Annotated in this window: 15 protein-coding genes; 6 read left to right on the top strand and 9 right to left on the bottom strand. The window is 43.2% G+C overall.

The window, feature by feature from the left end:
- Window positions 1–43: 43 nt before the first annotated feature.
- The 6 genes from CLV51_RS10530 (at window position 44) to CLV51_RS10505 (ending at window position 10,881) form a co-directional block, all read left to right on the top strand.
- Window positions 44–4,093, top strand: coding sequence for an RHS repeat-associated core domain-containing protein (locus tag CLV51_RS10530; protein WP_106527992.1), 4,050 nt, complete (start codon window positions 44–46; stop codon window positions 4,091–4,093).
- Complete coding sequence (locus CLV51_RS10525; protein WP_106527991.1) at window positions 4,081–4,416, top strand: hypothetical protein; 336 nt, start codon at window positions 4,081–4,083, stop codon at window positions 4,414–4,416. Before CLV51_RS10530 ends, CLV51_RS10525 begins: the two co-directional genes overlap by 13 nt.
- Window positions 4,417–4,544: 128 nt before the next feature.
- On the top strand, window positions 4,545–8,675 hold the full coding sequence (locus CLV51_RS10520; RefSeq protein WP_106527990.1) for an RHS repeat-associated core domain-containing protein: 4,131 nt from the start codon (window positions 4,545–4,547) through the stop codon (window positions 8,673–8,675).
- 19 nt (window positions 8,676–8,694) lie between these two features.
- A complete protein-coding gene (locus CLV51_RS10515; RefSeq protein ID WP_106527989.1) occupies window positions 8,695–9,543 on the top strand; it encodes a hypothetical protein in 849 nt (282 codons plus the stop codon).
- A 3-nt stretch (window positions 9,544–9,546) separates the two neighbouring features.
- On the top strand, window positions 9,547–10,398 hold the full coding sequence (locus CLV51_RS10510) for a leucine-rich repeat domain-containing protein (protein WP_106527988.1): 852 nt from the start codon (window positions 9,547–9,549) through the stop codon (window positions 10,396–10,398).
- Between the two features lie 159 nt (window positions 10,399–10,557).
- Window positions 10,558–10,881 carry an RNA polymerase sigma factor gene (locus tag CLV51_RS10505; protein ID WP_106527987.1) on the top strand — a complete coding sequence of 108 codons (324 nt, stop codon included), beginning with the start codon at window positions 10,558–10,560 and terminating at the stop codon, window positions 10,879–10,881.
- A gap of 104 nt (window positions 10,882–10,985) precedes the next feature.
- On the opposite strand, the gene CLV51_RS10500 is transcribed toward CLV51_RS10505, so the two are convergent.
- The 9 genes from CLV51_RS10500 to CLV51_RS10460 all read right to left on the bottom strand — a co-directional run bounded on the left by CLV51_RS10500 (window position 10,986) and on the right by CLV51_RS10460 (window position 22,605).
- On the bottom strand, window positions 10,986–11,564 hold the full coding sequence (locus CLV51_RS10500) for a Crp/Fnr family transcriptional regulator (RefSeq protein ID WP_106527986.1): 579 nt from the start codon (window positions 11,562–11,564) through the stop codon (window positions 10,986–10,988).
- A gap of 21 nt (window positions 11,565–11,585) precedes the next feature.
- On the bottom strand, window positions 11,586–12,542 hold the full coding sequence (locus tag CLV51_RS10495) for a Fic family protein (protein WP_106527985.1): 957 nt from the start codon (window positions 12,540–12,542) through the stop codon (window positions 11,586–11,588).
- Window positions 12,543–12,625: 83 nt separating this feature from the next.
- Window positions 12,626–13,204 carry an RNA polymerase sigma factor gene (locus tag CLV51_RS10490; RefSeq protein ID WP_106527984.1) on the bottom strand — a complete coding sequence of 193 codons (579 nt, stop codon included), beginning with the start codon at window positions 13,202–13,204 and terminating at the stop codon, window positions 12,626–12,628.
- Window positions 13,205–13,307: 103 nt separating this feature from the next.
- Window positions 13,308–13,895, bottom strand: coding sequence for a hypothetical protein (locus CLV51_RS10485; protein ID WP_106527983.1), 588 nt, complete (start codon window positions 13,893–13,895; stop codon window positions 13,308–13,310).
- Between the two features lie 72 nt (window positions 13,896–13,967).
- Window positions 13,968–14,996 (bottom strand): PorP/SprF family type IX secretion system membrane protein, encoded by a 1,029-nt coding sequence (locus CLV51_RS10480; RefSeq protein WP_106527982.1) that lies wholly within the window; start codon window positions 14,994–14,996, stop codon window positions 13,968–13,970.
- 32 nt (window positions 14,997–15,028) lie between these two features.
- Entirely contained in the window at window positions 15,029–17,026 is a 1,998-nt protein-coding gene (locus CLV51_RS10475) for an OmpA family protein (RefSeq protein WP_106527981.1), read from the bottom strand.
- A gap of 27 nt (window positions 17,027–17,053) precedes the next feature.
- Window positions 17,054–18,058 (bottom strand): PorP/SprF family type IX secretion system membrane protein, encoded by a 1,005-nt coding sequence (locus tag CLV51_RS10470; protein ID WP_106527980.1) that lies wholly within the window; start codon window positions 18,056–18,058, stop codon window positions 17,054–17,056.
- A 31-nt stretch (window positions 18,059–18,089) separates the two neighbouring features.
- Window positions 18,090–22,223, bottom strand: a complete 4,134-nt coding sequence (locus CLV51_RS10465) for a PKD domain-containing protein (RefSeq protein ID WP_106527979.1) — start codon at window positions 22,221–22,223, stop codon at window positions 18,090–18,092.
- Between the two features lie 28 nt (window positions 22,224–22,251).
- The gene (locus tag CLV51_RS10460; protein ID WP_106527978.1) at window positions 22,252–22,605 is read right to left on the bottom strand and encodes a T9SS type A sorting domain-containing protein; all 354 of its coding nucleotides are present in this window, start codon (window positions 22,603–22,605) and stop codon (window positions 22,252–22,254) included.
- Window positions 22,606–22,623 lie beyond the last annotated feature (18 nt).

Raw genomic sequence — 22,623 nt, 5'->3', positions numbered from 1 at the left:
GGAATTGTTAGTACCCGGCCGTTAGGCTCCCAAACCATATCTGATGTTAGTCAGTAACAAACATTTCACCCCAGTAATAGGTCTGGATATACATATAGTTATCCTGTTAGGTTTTCCCGTGCCCTTACCCCATCCGTACATTGGACTGGTAGTAGATCCTATGGACTATGTTCCGTTTATAGGCGCCACCACCAGGGTAAATCACGTACCACGCGGTAAGAGTGATACCAGTGGAAAACTGGTATTTCTGTTTCATATACCAATGGGAGGGCCATTTTTGCTGGCACCTATGATAGGTCATGATTCAGTTAATTTTTTTGGTAGTAAGAAGGTAAAAGTAGAAGGTAACCTAATGAGTCCTGCCGGGCATATGCTGATGACGTGTAATGATATTGGACTGCCCTTATCACTCACGCCAGGCAAGAAATTCATTCCTATTCCTAGTCTGTATCTGCCTACCTCTTATTCCATCCCGCTTTCCTTTGGCCGGCCGGTAATGGTGGGCGGCCCCTTTGTTCCCGACTGGGCGGGTGTTTTACTCAATCTGCTGATGTCATACGGCTTTGGTGCCGCCATGAAGGGACTTGGTAAGTTGGGAAAGAAACTGGCCACCAAATTTAATCACGCGCTGAAGGGGAAATTAGGCAGCAATAAACTCAGTAAATACCTCTGTAAGAAAGGCTTTGAACCGGTAGATCTTATACAGGGAATTGTTATATATGATGGCTCCGACTTTGAACTTCCTGGTCCTATCCCCCTGAAATGGGAGCGCTCCTGGAATAGTGATAGTTCGTTTAAAGGACTGCTGGGATATGGCACCCACCTGAATTTTGATATGCGTGTACAGGAATTCTCTTTGGAAGATGCCACCGTTGTGTTGTTAGAAGATGGCCGTAGCGCCGTATTTGAATCATTACCTTACAATGGCAACAGTGATTACAACCGCCATGAAAAGCTATCGCTGACCCGCACTCACATCGATGAATACACGCTGTTTGATTACGACAGCAGGCTAACACGTACGTTCTGTAAGCAACATCCACAGGATGAGCAATTTCGCCTGATCAGTATCAGTGACGAAGCTGGCTTTATGGTAAGTCTGCACTACAATGCAGCAGGACACTTACTGCGGATCATTGACAGTGCTGGCCGTCACCTGCTCATCAACAGTGATACAACCGGCAGGATCACCCATGTTACTGCACAGCACCGCGGTGAACAACGTTTGCTGGTAAGCTACGCCTACAATGAAGCCGGTGACGTATGCGGGATAACAGATGCACTACAGCAAACTACGTATATCCAATACCGTGATCATCTCATGGTAAAAAAAACAGACCGCAACGGTCAATCCTTCCATTGGGAATACGACAAAAAAAATCGTTGCACACATACGTGGGGCGATGGCGGCCTGTTGGAAGGATTCCTGGAATATCATCCGGAAGCGGGTTTCAATAGCATTACTAACTCACAGAAGGCTACCACCACCTATTACTATACTCCTGATTTTGTAGTATCACAAATCAAAGATCCATTGGGCAACTCCATATTCTTCACCTATACAGAAGAAATGGAAGTATATCGTGTAGTAGATCCGGAAGGTAATGCTACCGGCTATACGTATGATGAAATGGGAAATCAAACCAGCGTAGTATTGCCTGATGGCTCTGAAATTGGTGCGTCCTATAACGAAACCGGGAGGTTGGTGAAAGCTGCCGATGCCGAGGGAAATAGCCGTACTTATATTTATCATGCAGATAGTGGATTACTGCACACTGTTACAGGAGCAGATGGCAACATACGCATCTTCCGCTACAATGAACAACACCTGCTGAGCAAAATAGAAGATGAGCAGGAAAATGAAACACTACTTACCTATGATGGGGACTTCAATTTAAATAGTGTGACACTCCCCGATGGCGGCAAAACTACCTGGGAATATGATACCTGGGGACAATGTCTGCATCTGAGTAATCCGCTGAAAGAAGAACAGACTTTTCGTTATGATGCACTGGGACGGGTTACAGACGTGCGATCACCAGACGGCAACCACGTAAAATTACAGTACAATGCCTACGATGATGTAGTAACTGCTAAAGACAAATACCAACACGTACGTTATGATTATACACCGCTGGGTAGTGTGAAACTGCGGGAAGAGAATGGTGCTAAAACACATTTCATCTATAACAATGATGAGCAACTCACTACCTTAGTAAACGAGCATGGGGAAATGTATCGCTTTGGGCGCAATGCTAACGGCGATATCATCACCGAAACCGGCTTTGACAATCTTACACTACACTACGAACGCGATAGTACCGGCAAGGTGATAAAAGTACATCGTCCTGCTGGTAAGTGGACCAACTTTGAGTACAACAACAATGGACTGGTAACCCGTATTGATCATCATGACGGCAATTGGGAAATGTACAGTTATAATCGCAATGGTACAGTGGTAGAAGCATCCAATCCTAACAGCACTGTAAAATTTGAACGGGATGTATTGGGCCGTGTGATAACAGAATCCCAGAACGGCTATACCGTTACCAGCCAGTTCAATAAGGAAGGCTACAGGGAATTACTGCAAAGCAGCCTCGGTGCTGATATTCGTACCCAATGGAATGAAATGGGGGATCTGACCAGCATCAAAGCCAGTGCAGCAGGATCAGAGAGTCCGTGGACAGCCTACATTCAACGCAACCTGTTAGGGTTAGAAATAGAGCGCACGCTATCTAACGGCGTAAAAAGCAGCTGGACTTACCATCCAGGTTCATCAGCCAATGGTACTCCTGATGCACATACCATTACCAGCAATGGTAAAATCACCCGTAGCCGTCAATATCACTGGGATGTTAATTCCCGCCTCAAACAAATGATAAATAGCCTTAATGGCGGTATGGTAAAATTCGGACATGATGATTTTGGTAATCTTGCCTGGGCACAATACGAAGATGGTCAGTATGATTACAAGTTACCGGATAAAGTTGGTAATCTCTATAAAACACAAACACGCAAGGATCGTAAATACAGTGCAGGTAGTCGTTTACAGGAAACAGAGCAGGCAAGGTTCATCTATGATGAAGAAGGAAATCTCACTAAAAAAATAATAACACAATCATCTTTCCCCGAAACCTGGGAATACGAATGGTTCAGCAATGGTTTACTAAAAGAAGTACGGCGTCCGGATCAGAAAACGATCACCTTTCAGTACGATGCCCTGGGACGCAGAACAGAAAAGTGCATCAATGGCCAGCTAACCCGTTTTGTATGGAATGGTAATACCCCCCTGCATGAATGGACTTATCCTGAAAAAGAAAGACCACAAATTTTCATAAACGAGTTAGGAGAAATTCAGCAAAGCCATCCGGAACCTATACCAGCGGAGAGTCTTGTTACCTGGGTGTTTGAAGATAGTACCTTTAAACTGGCAGCAAAAATAACCAGCCAGCAACAATATGCTGTGATCACAGACCATCTCGGAACACCCTGTGAAGCTTATGATGAAAGCGGCAACAAAGTATGGAGCGCAGAGTTGGATATTTATGGGAATGTGCGTAAGTTGGAGGGTCCTAAGGATTTTGTGCCATTCCGATATCAGGGACAGTATGAAGACGTGGAGACCGGGCTATATTATAACCGGTTCAGGTATTATAGCCCACAGGAAGGAGTGTTTGTGAGTCAGGATCCCATTAGGTTGAATGGGGGGATGCAGATGTATGGGTATGTTCATGACACAAATTCCTGGACAGATGCTTTGGGCCTTGAGGCAGAACCTAATTGGACACCTCATGGTTACAAACATTTTCCGCAAAAAGATAAATCATGGAATGATATTGTAAAATCAACCAAAACCGGTCCTGCAAAATATACACCCGAAACTAATATAGAAGCACTTGAAAGAGGTGTTTGGAAGACTGGCACTCCGGTAACCAATGGTAAAGATTGGAAGGTTGCTGCTTTTGATGATATCATTGGAGCATCTGAAGGAAAAGAAACAAAGTATGTCCGTGTTGAACACAGTGCCAATACAATACATGGCCATCCAATAACTGAAGCAGAATTTAAAAAATTAACCAAATGTCGAACCTAATTAATCAATATATTAATTTCAAAAACGGGGTTATTACCTATAATGAATTAAGTGAATTGGATTTAGAGAAAACGTTAAAAGAACAAATTGATCTTCTGAAAGAAGATATGCTTCAAGTGGAATACAAAAACAATATTCTTCTTGATGTAGGTTGGTTTCCCTCCTTCTCTTTAAAAGGAAGTTTTAGAATAACGATTGTGCAAAACTTTGATTGGGAGTCTCCTTTGAGGCTTAAAAAAACTAAAAAACTAAATGAACTTATCGAAATACTAAATAGTGAAGCGGCCCTTCTTTCAACTCATGATTCAGGAGCTGGCAGCTAAAAAAACAGCATCCTATCACATACATTTTTTCTACTATTCCATCACTTAAAAGGAATGCTTATATTTATACACAGTATAATTTCCAGTAATTGTTAGTACCCGGCCGTTAGGCTCCCAAACCATATCTGATGCTAGTCAGTAACAAACATTTCACCCCAGTAATAGGTCTGGATATACATATAGTTATCCTGTTAGGTTTTCCCGTGCCCTTACCCCATCCGTACATTGGACTGGTAGTAGATCCTATGGATTATGTTCCGTTTATAGGCGCCACCACCAAGATAAATCATGTACCGCGCGGTAAGAGCGATACCAGCGGGAAACTGGTATTCCTGTTCCATATACCGATGGGCGGCCCTTTTTTGATGGCTCCTATGATAGGTCATGATTCTGTTAATTTTTTTGGCAGTAAGAAAGTAAAAGTAGAAGGCAACCTGATGAGTCCTGCCGGGCATATGCTGATGACGTGTAATGATATTGGACTGCCCTTATCACTCACCCCAGGCAAGAAATTCATTCCTATTCCTAGTCTGTATCTGCCTACCTCTTATTCCATCCCGCTTTCCTTTGGCCGGCCGGTAATGGTGGGCGGCCCCTTTGTTCCCGACTGGGCAGGTGTTTTACTCAATCTGCTGATGTCATACGGCTTTGGTGCCGCCATGAAAGGACTCGGTAAGTTGGGAAAGAAACTGGCCACCAAATTTAATCACGCGCTGCAAGGAAAATTAGGTAGCAATAAACTCAGCAAATACCTTTGTAAGAAAGGATTTGAGCCGGTAGATCTTATACAGGGAATTGTTATTTATGATGGTATCGACTTCGAGCTTCCTAGTCCTATTCCCCTGAAATGGGAGCGCTCCTGGAATAGTGATAGTTCGTTTAAAGGACTGCTGGGACATGGCACCCACCTGAGTTTTGATATGCGCGTACAGGAATTTTCTGCGGAAGATGCCACCGTTGTGTTATTAGGAGATGGCCGCAGCGCCGTATTTGAATCATTACCTTACAATGGTAACAGTGACTACAACCGCCATGAAAAACTGTCGCTGACCCGCACTCACGCCGACGAATACACGCTGTTTAATTACGACAGCAGACTAACCCACACCTTCCGTAAGCAACATCCGCAGGACGAACAATACCGGCTCATCAACATCAATGATGAAGCAGGCTTTATGATCAGTTTGCACTACAATGCAGCCGGGCACTTGCTTCGGATCATTGATAGTGCCGGCAGGCATCTGCTTATCAACAGCGATCCTGTCGGCAAGATTACCCGTGTTACCGCACAGCATCGCGGCGAGCAACGTTTGCTGGTAAGCTACACTTATAATGATGCAGGGGACCTATGTGAAATAACAGATGCACTGGAACAAACTACGTATATCCAATACCGTGATCATCTCATGGTAAAGAAAACAGACCGCAACGGTCAGGCTTTCTATTGGGAATATGACAAAAAAAACAGATGCACACACACCCGGGGCGACGGCGGTTTGCTGGAAGGCTTCCTGGAATATCATCTGGAAGCGGGTTTCAACAGCATCACCAACTCACAGGGACATACCACCACCTATTACTATACCCCTGATTTTGTGGTATCGCAAATCAAAGATCCATTGGGCAACTCCACGTTCTTCACCTATACAGAAGAAATGGAAGTGTATCGGGTGGTAGATCCGGAAGGTAACGCTACCGGCTATACGTATGATGAAATGGGAAACCAAACCAGTGTAGTATTACCAGATGGCTCAGAAAACAGTGCCTCTTATAACGATGCCGGAAAACTGGTAAGGTCTGCGGATGCAGAAGGAAACAGTCGTACTTATATTCACCATGCAGACAGTGGACTTTTACACACAATGACAGGAGCAGATGGTAGCATACGCATCTTCCGCTACAATGAACAACATCTGTTGAGCAAAATAGAAGATGAGCAGGAAAATGAAACGCTGCTCACCTACGACGAAGATTTCAATTTAAATAGTCTAACGCTCCCTGATGGTGGCAAAACTACCTGGAAATATGATACCTGGGGGCAGTGTCTCTATTTGAGCAATCCGCTGAAAGAAGAACAGACCTTTCGTTATGATGCATTGGGACGCGTTACAGATGTACGGCATCCTGATGGCAATCACGTAAAACTACAATATAATGCCTATAATGATGTTGTAGAAGCAACGGATAAACATCATCAGGTACGTTTTAATTATACTCCGCTAGGCAATATGAAAATGCGGGAGGAAAATGGCGCTAAAACACATTTCATCTATAACAATGATGAAAAACTCACTACCCTGGTAAATGAACATGGGGAAATGTATCGCTTCAGCCGCAATGCTAACGGCGATATCATCACTGAAACCCGATTTGACAATCTCACACTACACTACGAACGCGATAGCGCCGGCAAGGTGATAAAAGTACATCGCCCTGCCGGTAAGTGGACCAGCTTTGAGTATAACAACAATGGACTGGTAACCCGTATTGAACATCATGACGGCAATTGGGAAATGTACAGTTATAATCGCAATGGTGCAGTATTGGAAGCATCCAATCTTAACAGCACTGTTAAGATTGAACGGGATGCATTGGGCCGTGTGATAACTGAATCCCAGAACGGCTATACCGTTACCAGCCAGTTCAATAAGGAAGGCCACAGGAAATTACTGCAAAGCAGTCTCGGCGCCGATATTCATTCCCAGTGGAATGAAATGGGCGATCTGACTGGCATCAAAGCCAGTATAGCCGGATCAGAGAATCCATGGACAGTATACATTCAACGCAACCTGTTAGGATTGGAAATAGAGCGTACGTTATCTAACGGCGTAAAAAGCAGCTGGACTTACCATCCAGGTTCATCAGCCAATGGTACTCCTGACGCACATACTGTTACCAGCAATGGCAAAACCACCCGTAGCCGTCAATATCACTGGGATGTTAATTCCCGCCTCAAACAAATGATAAATGGCCTTAATGGCGGTATGGTAAAATTCGGACATGATGATTTTAGCAACCTCGCCTGGGCACAGTACGAGGATGGTCAATATGATTACAGATTACCGGATAAAGTTGGTAATCTCTATAAAACACAAACACGTAAGGATCGTAAATACAGTGCAGGTAGTCGTTTACAGGAAACAGATCAGGCAAGGTTCATCTATGATGAAGAAGGAAATCTCACTAAAAAAATAATAACACAGTCATCTTTCCCCGAAACCTGGGAATACGAATGGTTCAGCAATGGTTTACTAAAAGAAGTACGGCGTCCGGATCAGAAAACGATCACATTTCAGTACGATGCCCTGGGACGCAGAACAGAAAAGTGTATCAACAGCCAGCTAACCCGTTTTGTATGGGATGGTAATACCCCCCTGCATGAATGGACTTATCCTGAAAAAGAAAGACCTAAATTTCTTATAAATGAGTCAGGGGAAATACAGCAAAGTCATCCCGAACCTGTACCAGCACAGCGTTTTATTACCTGGGTATTTGAGGATAACACTTTTAAACTAACAGCTAAAATAACCAACCAGCAACAGTATACTGTGATCACAGATCATCTCGGAACACCCTCTGAAGCTTATGATGAAAGCGGCAACAAGATATGGAGTGTAGAGCTGGATATTTATGGGAATGTACGTAAGTTGGATGGCAGTAAGGATTTTGTACCATTCCGATACCAGGGACAATATGAAGATGTGGAGACAGGGTTATATTATAACCGGTTCAGGTATTATAGTCCGCAGGAAGGGATATTTATCAGTCAGGATCCTATTGGATTAAATAGTGGTGTATATAATTTATACAGTTATGTAAAAGATACCAACGTTAGCATTGACTTTTTTGGATTAGATTGGAATTATTTCTTAAAGGATTCAGATGGAAATACTTACTATCATGGAAGGGCATCAGATAATCAAACAATGGCGAATGTTGCCTATCGACATTCCAATAATAAAGGTACTGATGGAGCAAGATTTGGTGATGGTGATGAGCTACATCGTATAACACCCGTAAATACAGACTATGATGCCGTTCGTGGTGTAGAACAAAGAGGTATAGAAGAAAATACGCTTTTAGGAAGAGGTAGTGAAAAAAGAAGAGGTAACTTAATTAATGGCATGTCAGAAGAAAAACAAGCAACAGCCCTTGGCATACAACGTTTAGCTAAAGGGGATGCAATGCTTGATGGGAAAAAAGCAAGTGAAATGCCAAGTTTAGAAAAACTGGAACATAGTAAAATAGGATGTCACTAAAGATCATTAAAAAATAAGCATGACTAAACAAACCATTGACAGCAATGCTGAGATAGATAAAAAAGCTTTAAAAATATTATTGTCTTACAATCTTTTGAAGCCTAATGAAACAAGTCCGGAAGATTTTGAGTATGCACAAAAAACCGGTTTGATGTTTGATCCAATAGCTCAAACACATGATGAGGCAGTAAAACAGTTATTTAAAGAATTTAAGGCATCCTTCAAAAAAAAAGCGACAGACCTATTTTTAGCAAGTTTAAGCAGTAATCATTTGGAGTGGCGCGCCGGCCTGCCAGTTTTTGCTATTATGCAAACAATGCCTGAGCATTCTTTTACACCTGCCAGTCCCGAGCTCTTAAATCAATGTGCCATTTGTACAGGCCCCGCTAAAAAAAAGGTGGATCTAAGCTGGATTAACGTAGTAAGGTTTTTATGCGGTGGGATAATTGGAACGGATGTATATGACTATGCCTTCATCATGAAGCAACATAATTTGTTACCCGATATAAAACCAATACAAAAAGATTTTGACATCTTTTCAGCCATATTGGAATTATTTGTAAATGCAGCAGATACGGATACTCCAACCAAAATGCTAAAGAGCCTGCGCTCAGTTAAAGACTTTAAATCTACGGAGGAACAAAGACGTGTTTTTATAGATACCCTGGGCTATTGTAGCATTTTAGAGACTGCAGCGCACAAAGGTTTTTTGCACAAATATACTAACCTGGGAGTTACTCCCCGCAAGAGCAGGAGTTCTGACTGGCACTATCCTGTAGATTGGTGGGAAGGAAAAGACGGCATTAACCGGGAATCTTTAAAATTCTGGTTCGGCGATTATCCGGATTTAAAGAAATTTTTTAAGTGATAAATGAAGGCATATAATTTTAATGAAAATATTCAGGAACTGGAAATAGATCCGCAATCCATCACAGAAGGACTTAATCATGCACAGAAAAAAGGGTATACGGCCATCCGCATTTATACATTGAATGCAAATGCCGGCAAGACCTATGATCTTGACCTGTCGCCGTTTTCAGGAAAAGATTTCGTCACCTCTTTATCTGTATCTGATAGTTTCAAAATAAAGAAACTGGACTTTGACGCACTGTATAATTTAAAGCACTTAAAAAAATTATCCTTTGACGACAAAAAATTTAAGATAGATTTTGCGCAATTACCACAACTGGAAACCTTGTATTTCACCTATAACGATGATCTTCAAAACATCGCAGCCCTGAAACATCTGCATCATCTTTTGATCAAGGCATTATCCCAGGATGATTGTAGCATATTAACAGGGTTGACCCACTTAAAGGAACTCAGGCTGAGTGGCGGCAGTTTTACCAGTCTGTCGGGTATTGAAGGTGCTCCCGACTTACAGGATGTTAACTTAAATTACTGTACGAAACTAACTGATATCACTGCTATCAGGAAATTGGCGCAATTAAATAAATTACAGATAGAAAAGTGTAAAAATCTGACGGACTTCCCTTTTCTGGCCAACAATGATGTTATAAAAGAACTTTTTATTTCTGAGTTACATACGCTTTCCTTTGTCCCATCTATGAAAAAATTAGAAAAATTAAAGTTCTGGGATCTGAAGGATGGTGATATTTCTCCTGTATTAAAATCTAAATCATTAAAAGAAGTAGATTTCTATCCCAGTAAAAAACACTATTCTCACACGAAAGAAGAAATAAAACAGTTATTGAAAAAATAGGTGAATGCTGTTCCTTTGCCATAACCGTCCGGCATTTCTCTCTTTTTTATCAAGATAACATTCCATATATTTACGCTGCATCAACCAATTAGCTTCGAGAGGAGCACCTTACTTTATATTTTAAATACCGTGCAGTTAAATAGTGAACAAGATTTACTATTGAGGGTATCGCGGGGCGATGAGGCTGTGTTTGCCCAATTATTTTATACCTGGCATAACAGGCTGGGTGCCTTTGTGATGCGGCTTACGGGATCATTACCGCTTGCAGAAGAAATTGTACAGGAAATTTTTATCAGAATATGGGAGAAACGGGAAAAACTCAGCCAGGTGGCTCATTTTCACCCTCCTACGATAGAACTCACCAACAATCCGGATAACTTCAAAAAAGTAGCACCAGAGAATAATACTACCACACCAATATTCTGGGTGCCAGCTGACCAAAGGGCAAAAAATCCTTATTGGGATAATTACAATTATCAATAGCAGATAAGCATACACGCATTCAAATAAGTGAAGGCTGGCCATCTGGTCAGCCTTCACTTATTTGAATAAGCACTACCGGGTACTATTTCGTTCATCCGGGTTAACTAATGTTTGTGAGCTAATCTGCTCCTGATCCTGCTTAGTGATTGCGGTTTTACTCCAATGAAAGAAGCAATCATATACTGTGGGATACGATGTTCGATACCCTGAAATATGGTAAAAAACTCCTGGTATCTTTCCTCCGGCGTACCTGTATACAAAGAAGTAAGTTGTTGCGCTGTCTTTACAAAAACATCTTCAATAATCAATCTTCCCATTCGGTCACCCTCCCTGATGGAAGTATATATTTTTTGAAGATTTTCAGCTGAGAGAATCCAGAGAACGGTCGTTTCCAACGCCACAATACTTTTGGTGGAAGGTTTACGGGAAAGCATGCTTTCATAATTCCCGGTCCATTCATCTTCTTTTGAAAAGTAATAGTTGATTTCCTCTCCGTTATGGTTCATTAAATATCTTATCAATCCTTTTTCTATAAATGCTACTTCCGTAGACACTTTCCCTTCCCGCAGGAAGTACTCTCCTTTTTTAAGGGTTACCCGCTTAAATAAAGATACCAGGAAGTCTGCTTCCTGCTCTGAGAGCTTAATCAGGTATTGTATGGAATTAAGTAGTTGTTGGCTCATGTGGATAATACTGTTATTTTTTTAGATAAACTTATAACTTGTTGCCCGTTTATCTCCATCTTTCTTCAATATATAATTATCCACAGCCTCTTTCAAATCACGGCTGGCTGTTGCAGAAGAAATATCATTAAAACTTGTGAGATAATCTTTTCTTGTAAATGCATTTTTATTAACAAACCGCCTGAACAACTCAATCCTGTCTTTACCAGATAATGGGGTTAACTGGCTTAGCAATAATTCATCCAGTCCCTCGCTAATAACCTGTAACATAAACTCAATAAATACAGTAGAGTGACCGGATTTATCCGAAATACCCAATGCGTTATAATACTCCTTCTGTTTCTTCTTTATAATTGTTTCCACCGGTAAAAACTCAAACACAGGGTATTGTGACATTAATATTACTGTTTGCCAAAACCGACCCATTCTACCATTCCCATCAGTAAAAGGATGGATAAATTCCAGCTCATAATGGAATACACAACTTTTGATCAGGGCAAGATCTTTTGACGTTTTTAGATATGCAAACAAATTATTCATGAGAGGCTTCACCATTTGCCCGGGAGGAGCCAAATGGGCCACTTTTGACCCTTTTACCACACCTACTGCTTTGGTACGTATATTCCCGGGCGAATTCACCAAACCATCCATCAATATTTTATGTGCTTTCAATAAAGATGTTAGATTGTTGGGCTTAAACTCACTCAGGCGGGCATAAAGTGCTATAGCATTCTTCACTTCAAGAATGTCTTTTTGTGGTGCCAGCACTCTTTTATTGTTGATGATATCCGTTACCTGTTCAAAAGAAAGTGTATTTCCCTCTATTTCAAGAGAAGAGTGTATTGTTTTAATCCTGTTTGTTTTCCTTAAGGCTGCCGTAGGTTTATACAGATCCGAGGCGTTTATTTTGCCCGTTTTTTCAGATATGGAAGCTACTAATTCCAAAATACTGTTAGTTATATTGTACGGTGGCTGCATGTTTCAATAATTTTGATAGTATCATGATACTATAATATGATACTATCAAAGGTAGTAAATTACTACCTATTTGCAGGGCTGCCTTATACCAGGGTTTCCGTACCCACCTGCTTCCTCAAATTCATTAATGCATATCTTACCCGCCCCAACGCTGTATTTATGCTTATCCCCACTATTTGCGCCATTTCCTTATAACTCAAATCTGCATAATACCGGAGTATAAGTGCCTCCCGCTGAAGTTTGGGCAACCGATCCAGCATATCGCCGATCTTATGGTTGATTTCAGCAGTGATCATGTGATGTTCTGCGCTATGTTCCATCATTTCCATACTATCACCAATTTCATCATGGTACTCCACCACTGTTTTTGACCAGCCATTTGCTTTTCTGAAATGACTGATACAGGAATTGTGTGCAATGCGTACTGCCCATGCCAGAAAACGGCTGTTATCCGTATACCGTCCGGAGTGCAGGGCATTTACAATCTTAATAAAGACTTCCTGAAAAATGTCTTCCGCCAACGCGCGATCTCTTACAAGCAAAACTATTGTTGTAAAAAGTCTTCTCTTATGGCGATGTACCAATGTGGTAAAAGCAGGGTTATTACCTGAAATATACAAGCGGATCAACTCCTGATCCGTGAGATCACTATACTTGTTCATACACTGCAATAGTATATTTGGGTCAATGAATATTTTTTAAGGGGGCCGCCCTGAATAAGGCAGCCCTGCATTTCCTATGCTGGTGGCTTTGTGTAAAGCCAACTTAGTCTTGTAAGTTCAGGTATGTTTTTACCTGCGTGTAGTCTTTCCAGTTAATGCTGTTTGCAGAACGGGCAGTTACACCACCTGGGATAATCACATATCTGTATTGGTAACGTTTTCCTGCAGTCGTATTTACCGTATTGATAGGCGCATTTGCCAACAGGGTAATTAATTTAGGTGATGCCACAAACCTGATGAGGAAACCATTTTCATCTGTATAGGTCAATGGCACTACATTTGGAGCGGTGGCCGTTCCAAGATTGAAGAATACATTTACCACTGCATTACCCAACAAAACAGAATCCAGTTTTAATGCAGGAAGTGTAGCGATATACAATACCGTGTCAATAGTCCCGTTTGGATTGGTTCGTGTTTGCGCCGGTGCATACTTTACATCCAGCCAGGCAGAATAAATAACATTTGCACTACCGGGTACACCTGAATCGCCTTTAGGACCGGTGGTACCTGGTTTTCCATCAGGACCCGCAGCTCCGGCAGGGCCTGTAGCGCCATCTTTAGAGCAGGCAGCAAATAATACAACAACAGCAATAATTAATACATAGGGCATACAACGTGTAAACTGTTTCATAATGACAATTTGGATTTTAAGTGTTTGTTTAATTTGTTTATTAACTGATTGATAGAATGAATAATTTATAAGCTACCAGACGTTCCGTGGACAAGTATCTCTATACTTGTTGCCTAACAAAAAACCAATCATGATTTCGTGCGATCCTTTGCTCACAACATTCAGCGATGATGCCGTATAATCATAAGAATAACCTATGTTGATCTGGGAATTAATGTTAACACCAAACATGGCTGCTACTCCATCATGTAGCCGGTAAGAAGCCCCCATCCAAAGGAGATCGCGGTACATGAATTTGGCATTTACATCCACACTTAATGGCATGGCAGTGATGAATTTCAGCATCACAGATGGCATTACATTCAAATCATCGTTTAGCCATAACCGGTAGCCCGTGGTGAAAAACAAATGCGGGATCAGCTTACCGCGGTATACAGAGTCGCCTACTACTTTGCCGTTATCAAAACCTATTTGTTGCGGGATAATATTAAGTGTAGATACCCCCACAAAATAATCAGCGGAATACAGCCACAGACCAGCATTTACTTCGGGGCGCCATTTATTTAACAAGCCGGTATTGCTGATCACGGGGTCCGCAGGATCATAGAATTCTACCTTGCTGGCGTCCAGCGTGAGCTGTTGCATCCCTACGGAAATGCCTGCGCTGATGCTCGTTCTCGGCGTAAGGTTTATGTGATGTGCATAAGCGCCCGTAACGGAAAAACGATTCAATGGCCCAGTTCTGTCGTTCAGGATAGTTAACCCCACACCCGGATGTGGTGCCGGCGTGGTATAATCCTGCCAATAGGCTTTGCCCCTGGGGTTCTCACCCGGAATATCAAATCCCGTTGGCGAGGCAGTGGCATAATCAGATTTCCGCAATGGCCCTTGTAAGGTCAGGTAAGTAGTTACCGGCGCACCCTTCATTCCCACCCACTGATGCCGGTGACTCAGCCGCAGGTCCCAGTAGTTTTCAATACCCGCCAGTGCAGGATTGATAATAAAAGGATTCATGATATACTGCGTATAATGTGGTTGCTGCTGCGCATGCACAACATGCGCCATCAACATAAGCAGTCCTGTAAGCACAAAGTTTTTCATGACTCGCTATTTTGAGTTAAACATCACTGCCGTTACTTTTTAAGAATAGTAAATGCAGTCCTCCTGTTTTTCTGTCTGCCTTCCGGATTATCACTGCCATCTTCCAGCGTATTCGGGGCCACCGGCTGTGTTGCACCATACCCTATGTAAGTAAGCCTGGACCGGTCAATACCTTTGCTAACCAGGTACTCCACACAACTCTTGGCACGGGCTTCCGAAAGACGCTGGTTCAAAGCTGCCTTACCTTTGCTATCGGTATGCGCACTCAGCTCTATGGCCATATCCGGATGCTCCGTCAGCAATTGCGCCAGCTTGTCGAGCGCTGCAAATGAACCTTCCCGCAGCGTAGCTTTGTTGAAATCGTAATACACGTTTTCAAGTATCACAGGTGCCGGTGGAATAACATCCTTCACCAGGCAAAGCACCGGTGCTGTAATAGCAGCCGTATCTTCATTCAGGGGAACGTCTATACGTTGTGTATTGGTCGTGTATCCGTTGGCGTTAGCTACTGCCTTTAATGGAGAAAATTCATCTACGGTAAAAGCATATGTACCATCTGCTGCTGTGCGGTGGGTGAATACTATTTTGTTATTAACGGTATCAATAATATTCACTTCTGCATCGGCCAGCGGGGTGTTATTATCACAGGATACTACCATACCACTCAGTTGTTTGGCAGGCCTGTTCTTATGCACAAAAAATAATTCCAGGCAACATTCAGCAGCGCGATCTGTGCCAAGTAATACTTCATCCAGGATATTTTTATTATTACTTCTGCTGGCAAAATAGATATCATCTTTCACAGAGTTCACCGGATAACCCATATTCACAGGGGTTTTCCAGTTGCCGATACTTCCTTTGCTGGAAAAGAAATCATATCCGCCCATGCCCGTTCTGCTATCGTTAGAAAATACCAATGTGCCGGTAGCAGCGTGATAAAAGGGTGCCTGTTCATTACCGGCTGTATTAATTACATTACCCAGGTTAGCCTTTTGCAATGGTTTACCCGTTTCATCCAACGTAGCGTACCAGAGGTCAAACCCGCCATAGCCACCGGCCCCATCGCTGGCGTATAACAATGTCCGACCATCCGGCAGCACGTAAGGTTGCTGTGTATTACTACCCACTGTATTTACTAATGTATCCATCAGCACAGGCTGACTCCAGTTATCCCCATTTTTACGCGCCAGGTAGATAGCAGATATTTTTCTACCATGATCTATATGCCAACGTGTAAGGAATAACAGCTGTCCATCCGGCGATAAGCTCGCGGCGCCCTGGTGCAGGGCTTCCGGCTGATCCAGGTTAAACAGTCTGATGTTGGATGTTTGTCCATCTGCATAATCTGCTGTATACAAACGATTGATGTACGTATGATTTTTTTGAAAAGAACTGTCCGGCCTTGTAGATGTAAAAATTAAAGTGCCACCATTACTCCACAGCGGGGCATAACTGGCACCGGTAGTATTCAATGCTGCCGGGGCTTTACGCACTTCATACAACTGCAAATCCCTTCTGCTCAATTGTCCCGTAATAAATTCCAGGTTCTGCAACTCCCTGTTGGCCGCGGCTGTAAAACGATCATTGCCGGTATAGCTCTCCACAAAATTGTGGAAGGCTTTGGCAGCATCTTCGTATTTACCCAGGGCACGCAGGGAAACAGCATAATAATAAGCGGCCATTGGAAAGCCTGCTTTATCCATCTCCAGCACCGTTTCATAGTAAGGTGCTGCCTTCTGATAATTATGCAGATTGCGATAACTCTCTGCCAGCTTGTACACTGCCAGTTGTTCGCTGCTTACTTTTACAGTCTTGTTCTTTACCACTGATACGGCCGCATAGGGCTTATAAGTATCGGGCTTCACTGTTTTATTACGTGTGCCCAGATATTTTTCATAATACTGCGCCGCAGAATTATAGTCTTCTTTGCTATAGTACTGATCGGCCGCTTTCAGGTAGTTATAGGTAAACTGTGCGTATGATAGCATGCCCGATAACAGCACCGCCGTTGTAAAAAATATTTTTTTCATGAGATACCTGTTGCTTTAAAAAGTTGATTACAATCTTGGACAAACAAATTCTACTTCCGGTGTCCTTACTGTTCTGCGGCCTATGAATGTGAGCGATATTTCGAAGCTGTTGGAGCCACGTGCCATCTTACTCAGATCAGAGGTATTGATATCATAACTGGCGCCCAGCATCATGTTTTTGTAGATAAATCCCGCGTGTGTGGTCACCGCATCTTTATACCTGTAATTAAGACCCAGCAGGAAATCTGTACCGGGAGCGGCATTCAGCTGCCCATAAGCGCCGATCATTTTTTCCTGTGCAGGTCCCTGCTGCATAAACAGGAAGTTGGGGGTAATACTCAGTATATCCGACAACGTTAGTTTAACGCCACCATGTACGTTGAAACGCATTGGAAAACGGGCATCACCTTTTGCACTGAACTGATCCTGTGGTTTGGTGAGATGCATGACAGAAAAACCACCATAGATATTGTAGTTTTTGCCTGGTGTGGCATCATAATATAAAACACCGGCCCCTGCATCAAAAGATGCGGCAGAAGTGCGTGTTAACGCATCAGACACAGGATTACCGGGGTTATAACCGGTAACCGGGTTCCATTGCTCACCATAAGTGAGCTTGGAGGGATCAAACCGGCGCTGAATAAAACCCAGCTGCAATCCAAAATTCAGCTGATGAAAATGCGATGCATCCAGTTTTACACCTGTATAAGCAGCGCTTATATAACCTGTGGTATAGTTATAACCACCATCTCCAGCGGTTTGATTCAGTACACTGGCACCGAGGTTTATATTTTTGGCAGTAGGTATTTCTGCGCTGATCCCATACGTTTTAAATGGACTGATATTTCCCCATTGTGTACGATAGATCGCAGCTATCCGGTAGTCACCATCAAATACACCGGTGAGCGCCGGGTTTAACCACGACGGATATGCGTAATACTGGGAGAAATGGGGATCACTCTGTGCCACCAGCCGGGTACCAGCCAGGGTAGCGGCTACAAATATTAATAATGTTACAATGTTAGTTCTCATTTACAATCCTGTTTTATGTGAATGATTTACTTTACCTGATAATAGTTACATAACCGGTGATCGGCTCAAATCCGCTCCTGAGCCTGATGACATAATAGTAAGTGGCCATGGGCAACCGGTTACCCTTGAAAGTACCGTCCCACGGCACATCATAGCCCACTGAATGAAATACTCTTTCTCCGTAGCGGTTAAATACTTCCACCGTACAACCTGCATAGTCACTCAGATTTTTGAGGACCCAGGTATCGTTGATATTATCTCCGTTGGGAGAGAAAGCATTTGGTGGTAATACCGGTTTCAACACTTTCACCGTCATAAAATCACTGGCGGTACAGTTATGTTTACCGGTAGCAGTAAGCGTATAGGTGCCATCATGCATAGCCGCTATTACCGGCGATAGCAGAGATGGATTAGGAAAATCTGCTGCAGGTTCCCACCTGAAAGTGAGGTTAACGGAATCATTTGCTACCGGTGAAAAACTGATCTTCGTGCCTTGTGGTACAATGAAAGAAGGACCCGCATCGATAACCGGTTGCAGGTATACTACCACCTTACTGCTATACATAGCAGAAGCGCATCCCGACTTATTCGACACCTTCAGTTCCACCGTATAATCCTGTGGCTGGGTGTACTTCTTCACAGGGTTCTGATCCGTTGAAGTAGTACCATCGCCAAAGCTCCACTCCCACTTATTAATACGGTCTGTTGCATCTGTACTCTGATCTGTAAATACATTGTCGGTGCCCTGGCAAAGTGTATCCGGAGATACTTTAAAAGCAGCTACCGGCTGACCAAAGAATGCACTCAATGTTTTAGTAGTAAAATTCGTACAGCCGTATGCGGTAGTAGCTGCCAGCTTTACATCAAACGGGCCATACGCCTTGTATTGATACGTTGGATCTTTTGCCGCTGATCCCGCACTGCCATCACCAAAATTCCATTGGTACGTCAGCACCGATTTATCTTTCACCGTAGTCAGGTTCACAAATGCGGCTGTACCATCCGGCATACACACCTTGTCCGGCAGGTTGAAATCCGGTACCGGTAAAGGATGTACAGACACCGTAGCACTGGCTGTATCACTGATACAATTATGATCACTCACCGCCACCAGTTTCACGAGGTAGCTGGAATCTTTCAGATAGGCTATAGTAAAAGGATTGTTGTTGGTGTTATTTGTTTGTGTACCGTTAGCCATGTCCCATTTCCAGTTGGTAATAGCGCCCGCACTGATGGCCGACTGATCTGTGAAAGTTGCATTTTGTCCCAGGCACAAATCCGCGGTTGCTACAAAAGCTGCTGCCGGTTTGGGATATACAACCATACTGGCAGAGATAGAATCTGCGCAACCGCTGGTGGTATTAAACACATACCAGATCGTATGGGTACCTACACCGGCTATAGCAGGCGTAAAATTACCTGCCGAATCAGTAGCCGGTCCGCGGTAATAGCCGATACCGGTAACGCCGTTCTGCACCACCGCTTTAGCCACTGCCACACTGCCTTTTACGTTAACGCAGCTACCTGTTAATGCGGCGTAGGCCAGCTGCGGTTTCAGCTTAAAGGTGGCTGTTACAACGGTATCTTTCTTACAGCCTTTATCGGTAGTTACACTATACCTGATGGTATAAGTACCAAACTTCGTATAGGCGTGTGTGGGATCTTTTATTGCAGCTGTATTTGGATTTGCTGGCGTAGCACCGGCATCACCAAAATCCCAGGCGTGCGCTGTTAGTGTTTGTACATCCGGCACTGCGGCTGCGCTGGTAAACTGTACAACACCATTAACCGGCAAACAATTACCAGGATAAGCAAATAACGTAGTAGGGTTAGCATATACGGTGAACTGTTTTGTAACAGTATCACTGATACACAGATCACTTACTTTTACCATATGCTTGATGGTATAGGTATTATGATCTTTATAAACGATCGTTTGTGCCGCACCTGTGGTAGCATTACGTATGGTATCATTACCAAAATTCCAGTACCATGCTTTTAATACTGCGGTGCCGCCATAAGTAGAATTATCTGTTAGTTTTAAAGTACCCGTCTCACATAATGCAGCCACATCTGTGGTAAAGGAAGCTACCGGTTTGGCAACGGTAGTCACCTGGAAAGCAGTATCTCCTACGCATCCATCTTTGGAAATAACCGTCAGATTTACAGCGGAAGTGCCAACAGGAAACACCTTCCCCACCTGCACACCACTATCTTTCACGGCGCCCGGGAAGTCCCATTTCCATCTGTCTATCACAGGATTTTTAAGGCTGCTATCTCCTTTAAAATAAACAGTATCCAGTGTACAACCATTATGTATATAACTCATCACTGCTCTGGGCTTGCCCTTAACAGACACTATAAACCCTACCTTTTCTGTATTGTTACAATTTTCAATACTGGGATGTGTAGTCATTACCGGCACATCATATTCGCCTATTGTACTAAACATATAAGTGCCGGGCAAAGTATACTTGTAATAGGTTATACCGTTTACCACCACGGTACCGGTACTTACCGGTGCATTATCAGTAACGTCTGCATTTGGCGTAACATTGGTACCGAGTGTACTGAGCTTCCATACCATTTTGGTAGGCTTATACGCCATTAAAATGGACAGTTGCACAGGTGTATTTGTACAGGTAAAATCATTGGATGTTTTAGAAGTATCGTAAGTATTGTGAATAGATCCTACCGCATTCAGGTTGTTAATCATTGTTCCGGCGTTGTAACCGTAACTCTCCACACTACCCAAACCGTAGGTAACAGCTGTAAAGGCAGAATCACTGGAAACAAGACATTGCGCTGCCGCAGCGGGCCATCGTTTGATCACTACCGTGTATCCGTTCAGGTTAGGGTGCACGTAAGAGAAATCGAATGTAGGGCTGCCATCTATCAATAAAGAATTTACACCGGCGGTGGGAATGATCAACGTGAGATAATTCACTTCTATAAACTCCCGGGTGTTCCGGTAAAATCCTACTCTTTTGATGGCCTGCTCTATAGGGCTGAGGTATACCATTTCCGGATCACCCAACCCATAATTATTACCACAGGCACCGGCAGAAGTCATAAACTGTGCTACCAGTACCGGTTTATCGGACTCTATATAATCAGCCGTATTACTAACATACTCGTAATAGGAATTACCAATCAGCGTTGTTGGATTCAACACCACGCCATTTTTCTTTACCACCGTGGCAGGATCTTTTACCACCACTTTATAAATATCATAATTCAGCGAAGAAGGGGTATTATCTTCAGAAGTAGGGGATGTCAGATAACGTTTACCCCACGCCTGAAAAGGAAAAATCTGCTGAATATTATTATCTCCGCTGCTACCGAAATTGTTACAGGTAATGGAAGTGCGACTACTACCTGAAAATACAGCTACCGGATAACACTCACCATTACTGTTGGCAATGGATTTTACGGTAGTACCGGTTAGCTGCCTGCCCAAACCATTGCCGAGCGAAGCGCCTACCAGCTGATAAATTTCACCCCTGTTAAGGGTGGCTGTAAAAGGCACACCAGCTGCACGACCATTACGGGTTAATGCAGAAGGCGTAATCTGGATCACTGTATTATTCTGGTTAGCCACCACATACATCCAGGAAAAACAATCGTCGGCATAATTCTGCTGACTGTTTACAGAGATGTAGGAATAGCCCCATGTTTCTTCCGGCATCAGCATAGTAGCACCGGAAGAGGCGCTGCCATAAATATGTGCATACGCTACAATAGGTACATTGCTCTGAATATGAATAGCCTTATTGGCAAAAATACCTTCTCCGCCAGTACCACCGTAAGAGGGTGGCAGTGAATACAACCGGGCGTCATTAGCGCCTGTTTTCGGGATCAGATCGGAAGCAATAACCGTATTGGCCGGAATGGTATACGTCCGGGTCCAGCTTGTGCCGGTAATAGTAACGGTAACAGTGGCCGGCTGTTCCGCACTCAGGTACAGGATCATTTCCTGGCTGTTACTCTGCCCTATCTCCATGAACTGATGGTGTCCGTAGCCCACCCAGAAATCTTTCCCTTTATTGGAAAGATTCTGGGCATATGCAACAAGGGCTACGAATTGCAACAGTATCACAGATATGGCAATGCAAGCTTTCTTAATGACCGGGCCAACGGCATGATATGTTAATTGGGTTGACATCTTTTTTCAATTTTTCATATTGAAATGATTATTGTTTTATGATCATCTTCGACGTCTTTGTACCATCTTCAAAAATGGCATTCAGCATATAAGCACCGCATTGCAGATCTGATAGATATAACTGGTTACTCTTTCCGGTGCTTGTTACTTTTTTTACCATCCTGCCATCCATGGCGTACAGCACCAGTTCCTGTATCCCTTTGCCGGACCGCACATGCAGTGCATTCACTACCGGGTTAGGATATACTACTACGGCGCGTGCGCTGTTTAACAAACTGTCTATTCCCTGCCGGCAGACGTACGTTGTTGCATTGGCACGAGGCCAATGCAACAGCGCGCATCCAATTATCAGCAGCAAAATTTTCTTCTTCATCTTTTTCATACTGCAGATTTTTACTCT

This window comes from Chitinophaga niastensis, from assembly GCF_003014755.1.
In the GTDB taxonomy this organism is placed as follows: domain Bacteria; phylum Bacteroidota; class Bacteroidia; order Chitinophagales; family Chitinophagaceae; genus Chitinophaga; species Chitinophaga niastensis.
Note: the sequence above shows the minus strand (reverse complement) of the source record. Positions and strands in the feature narration are given on the sequence as shown.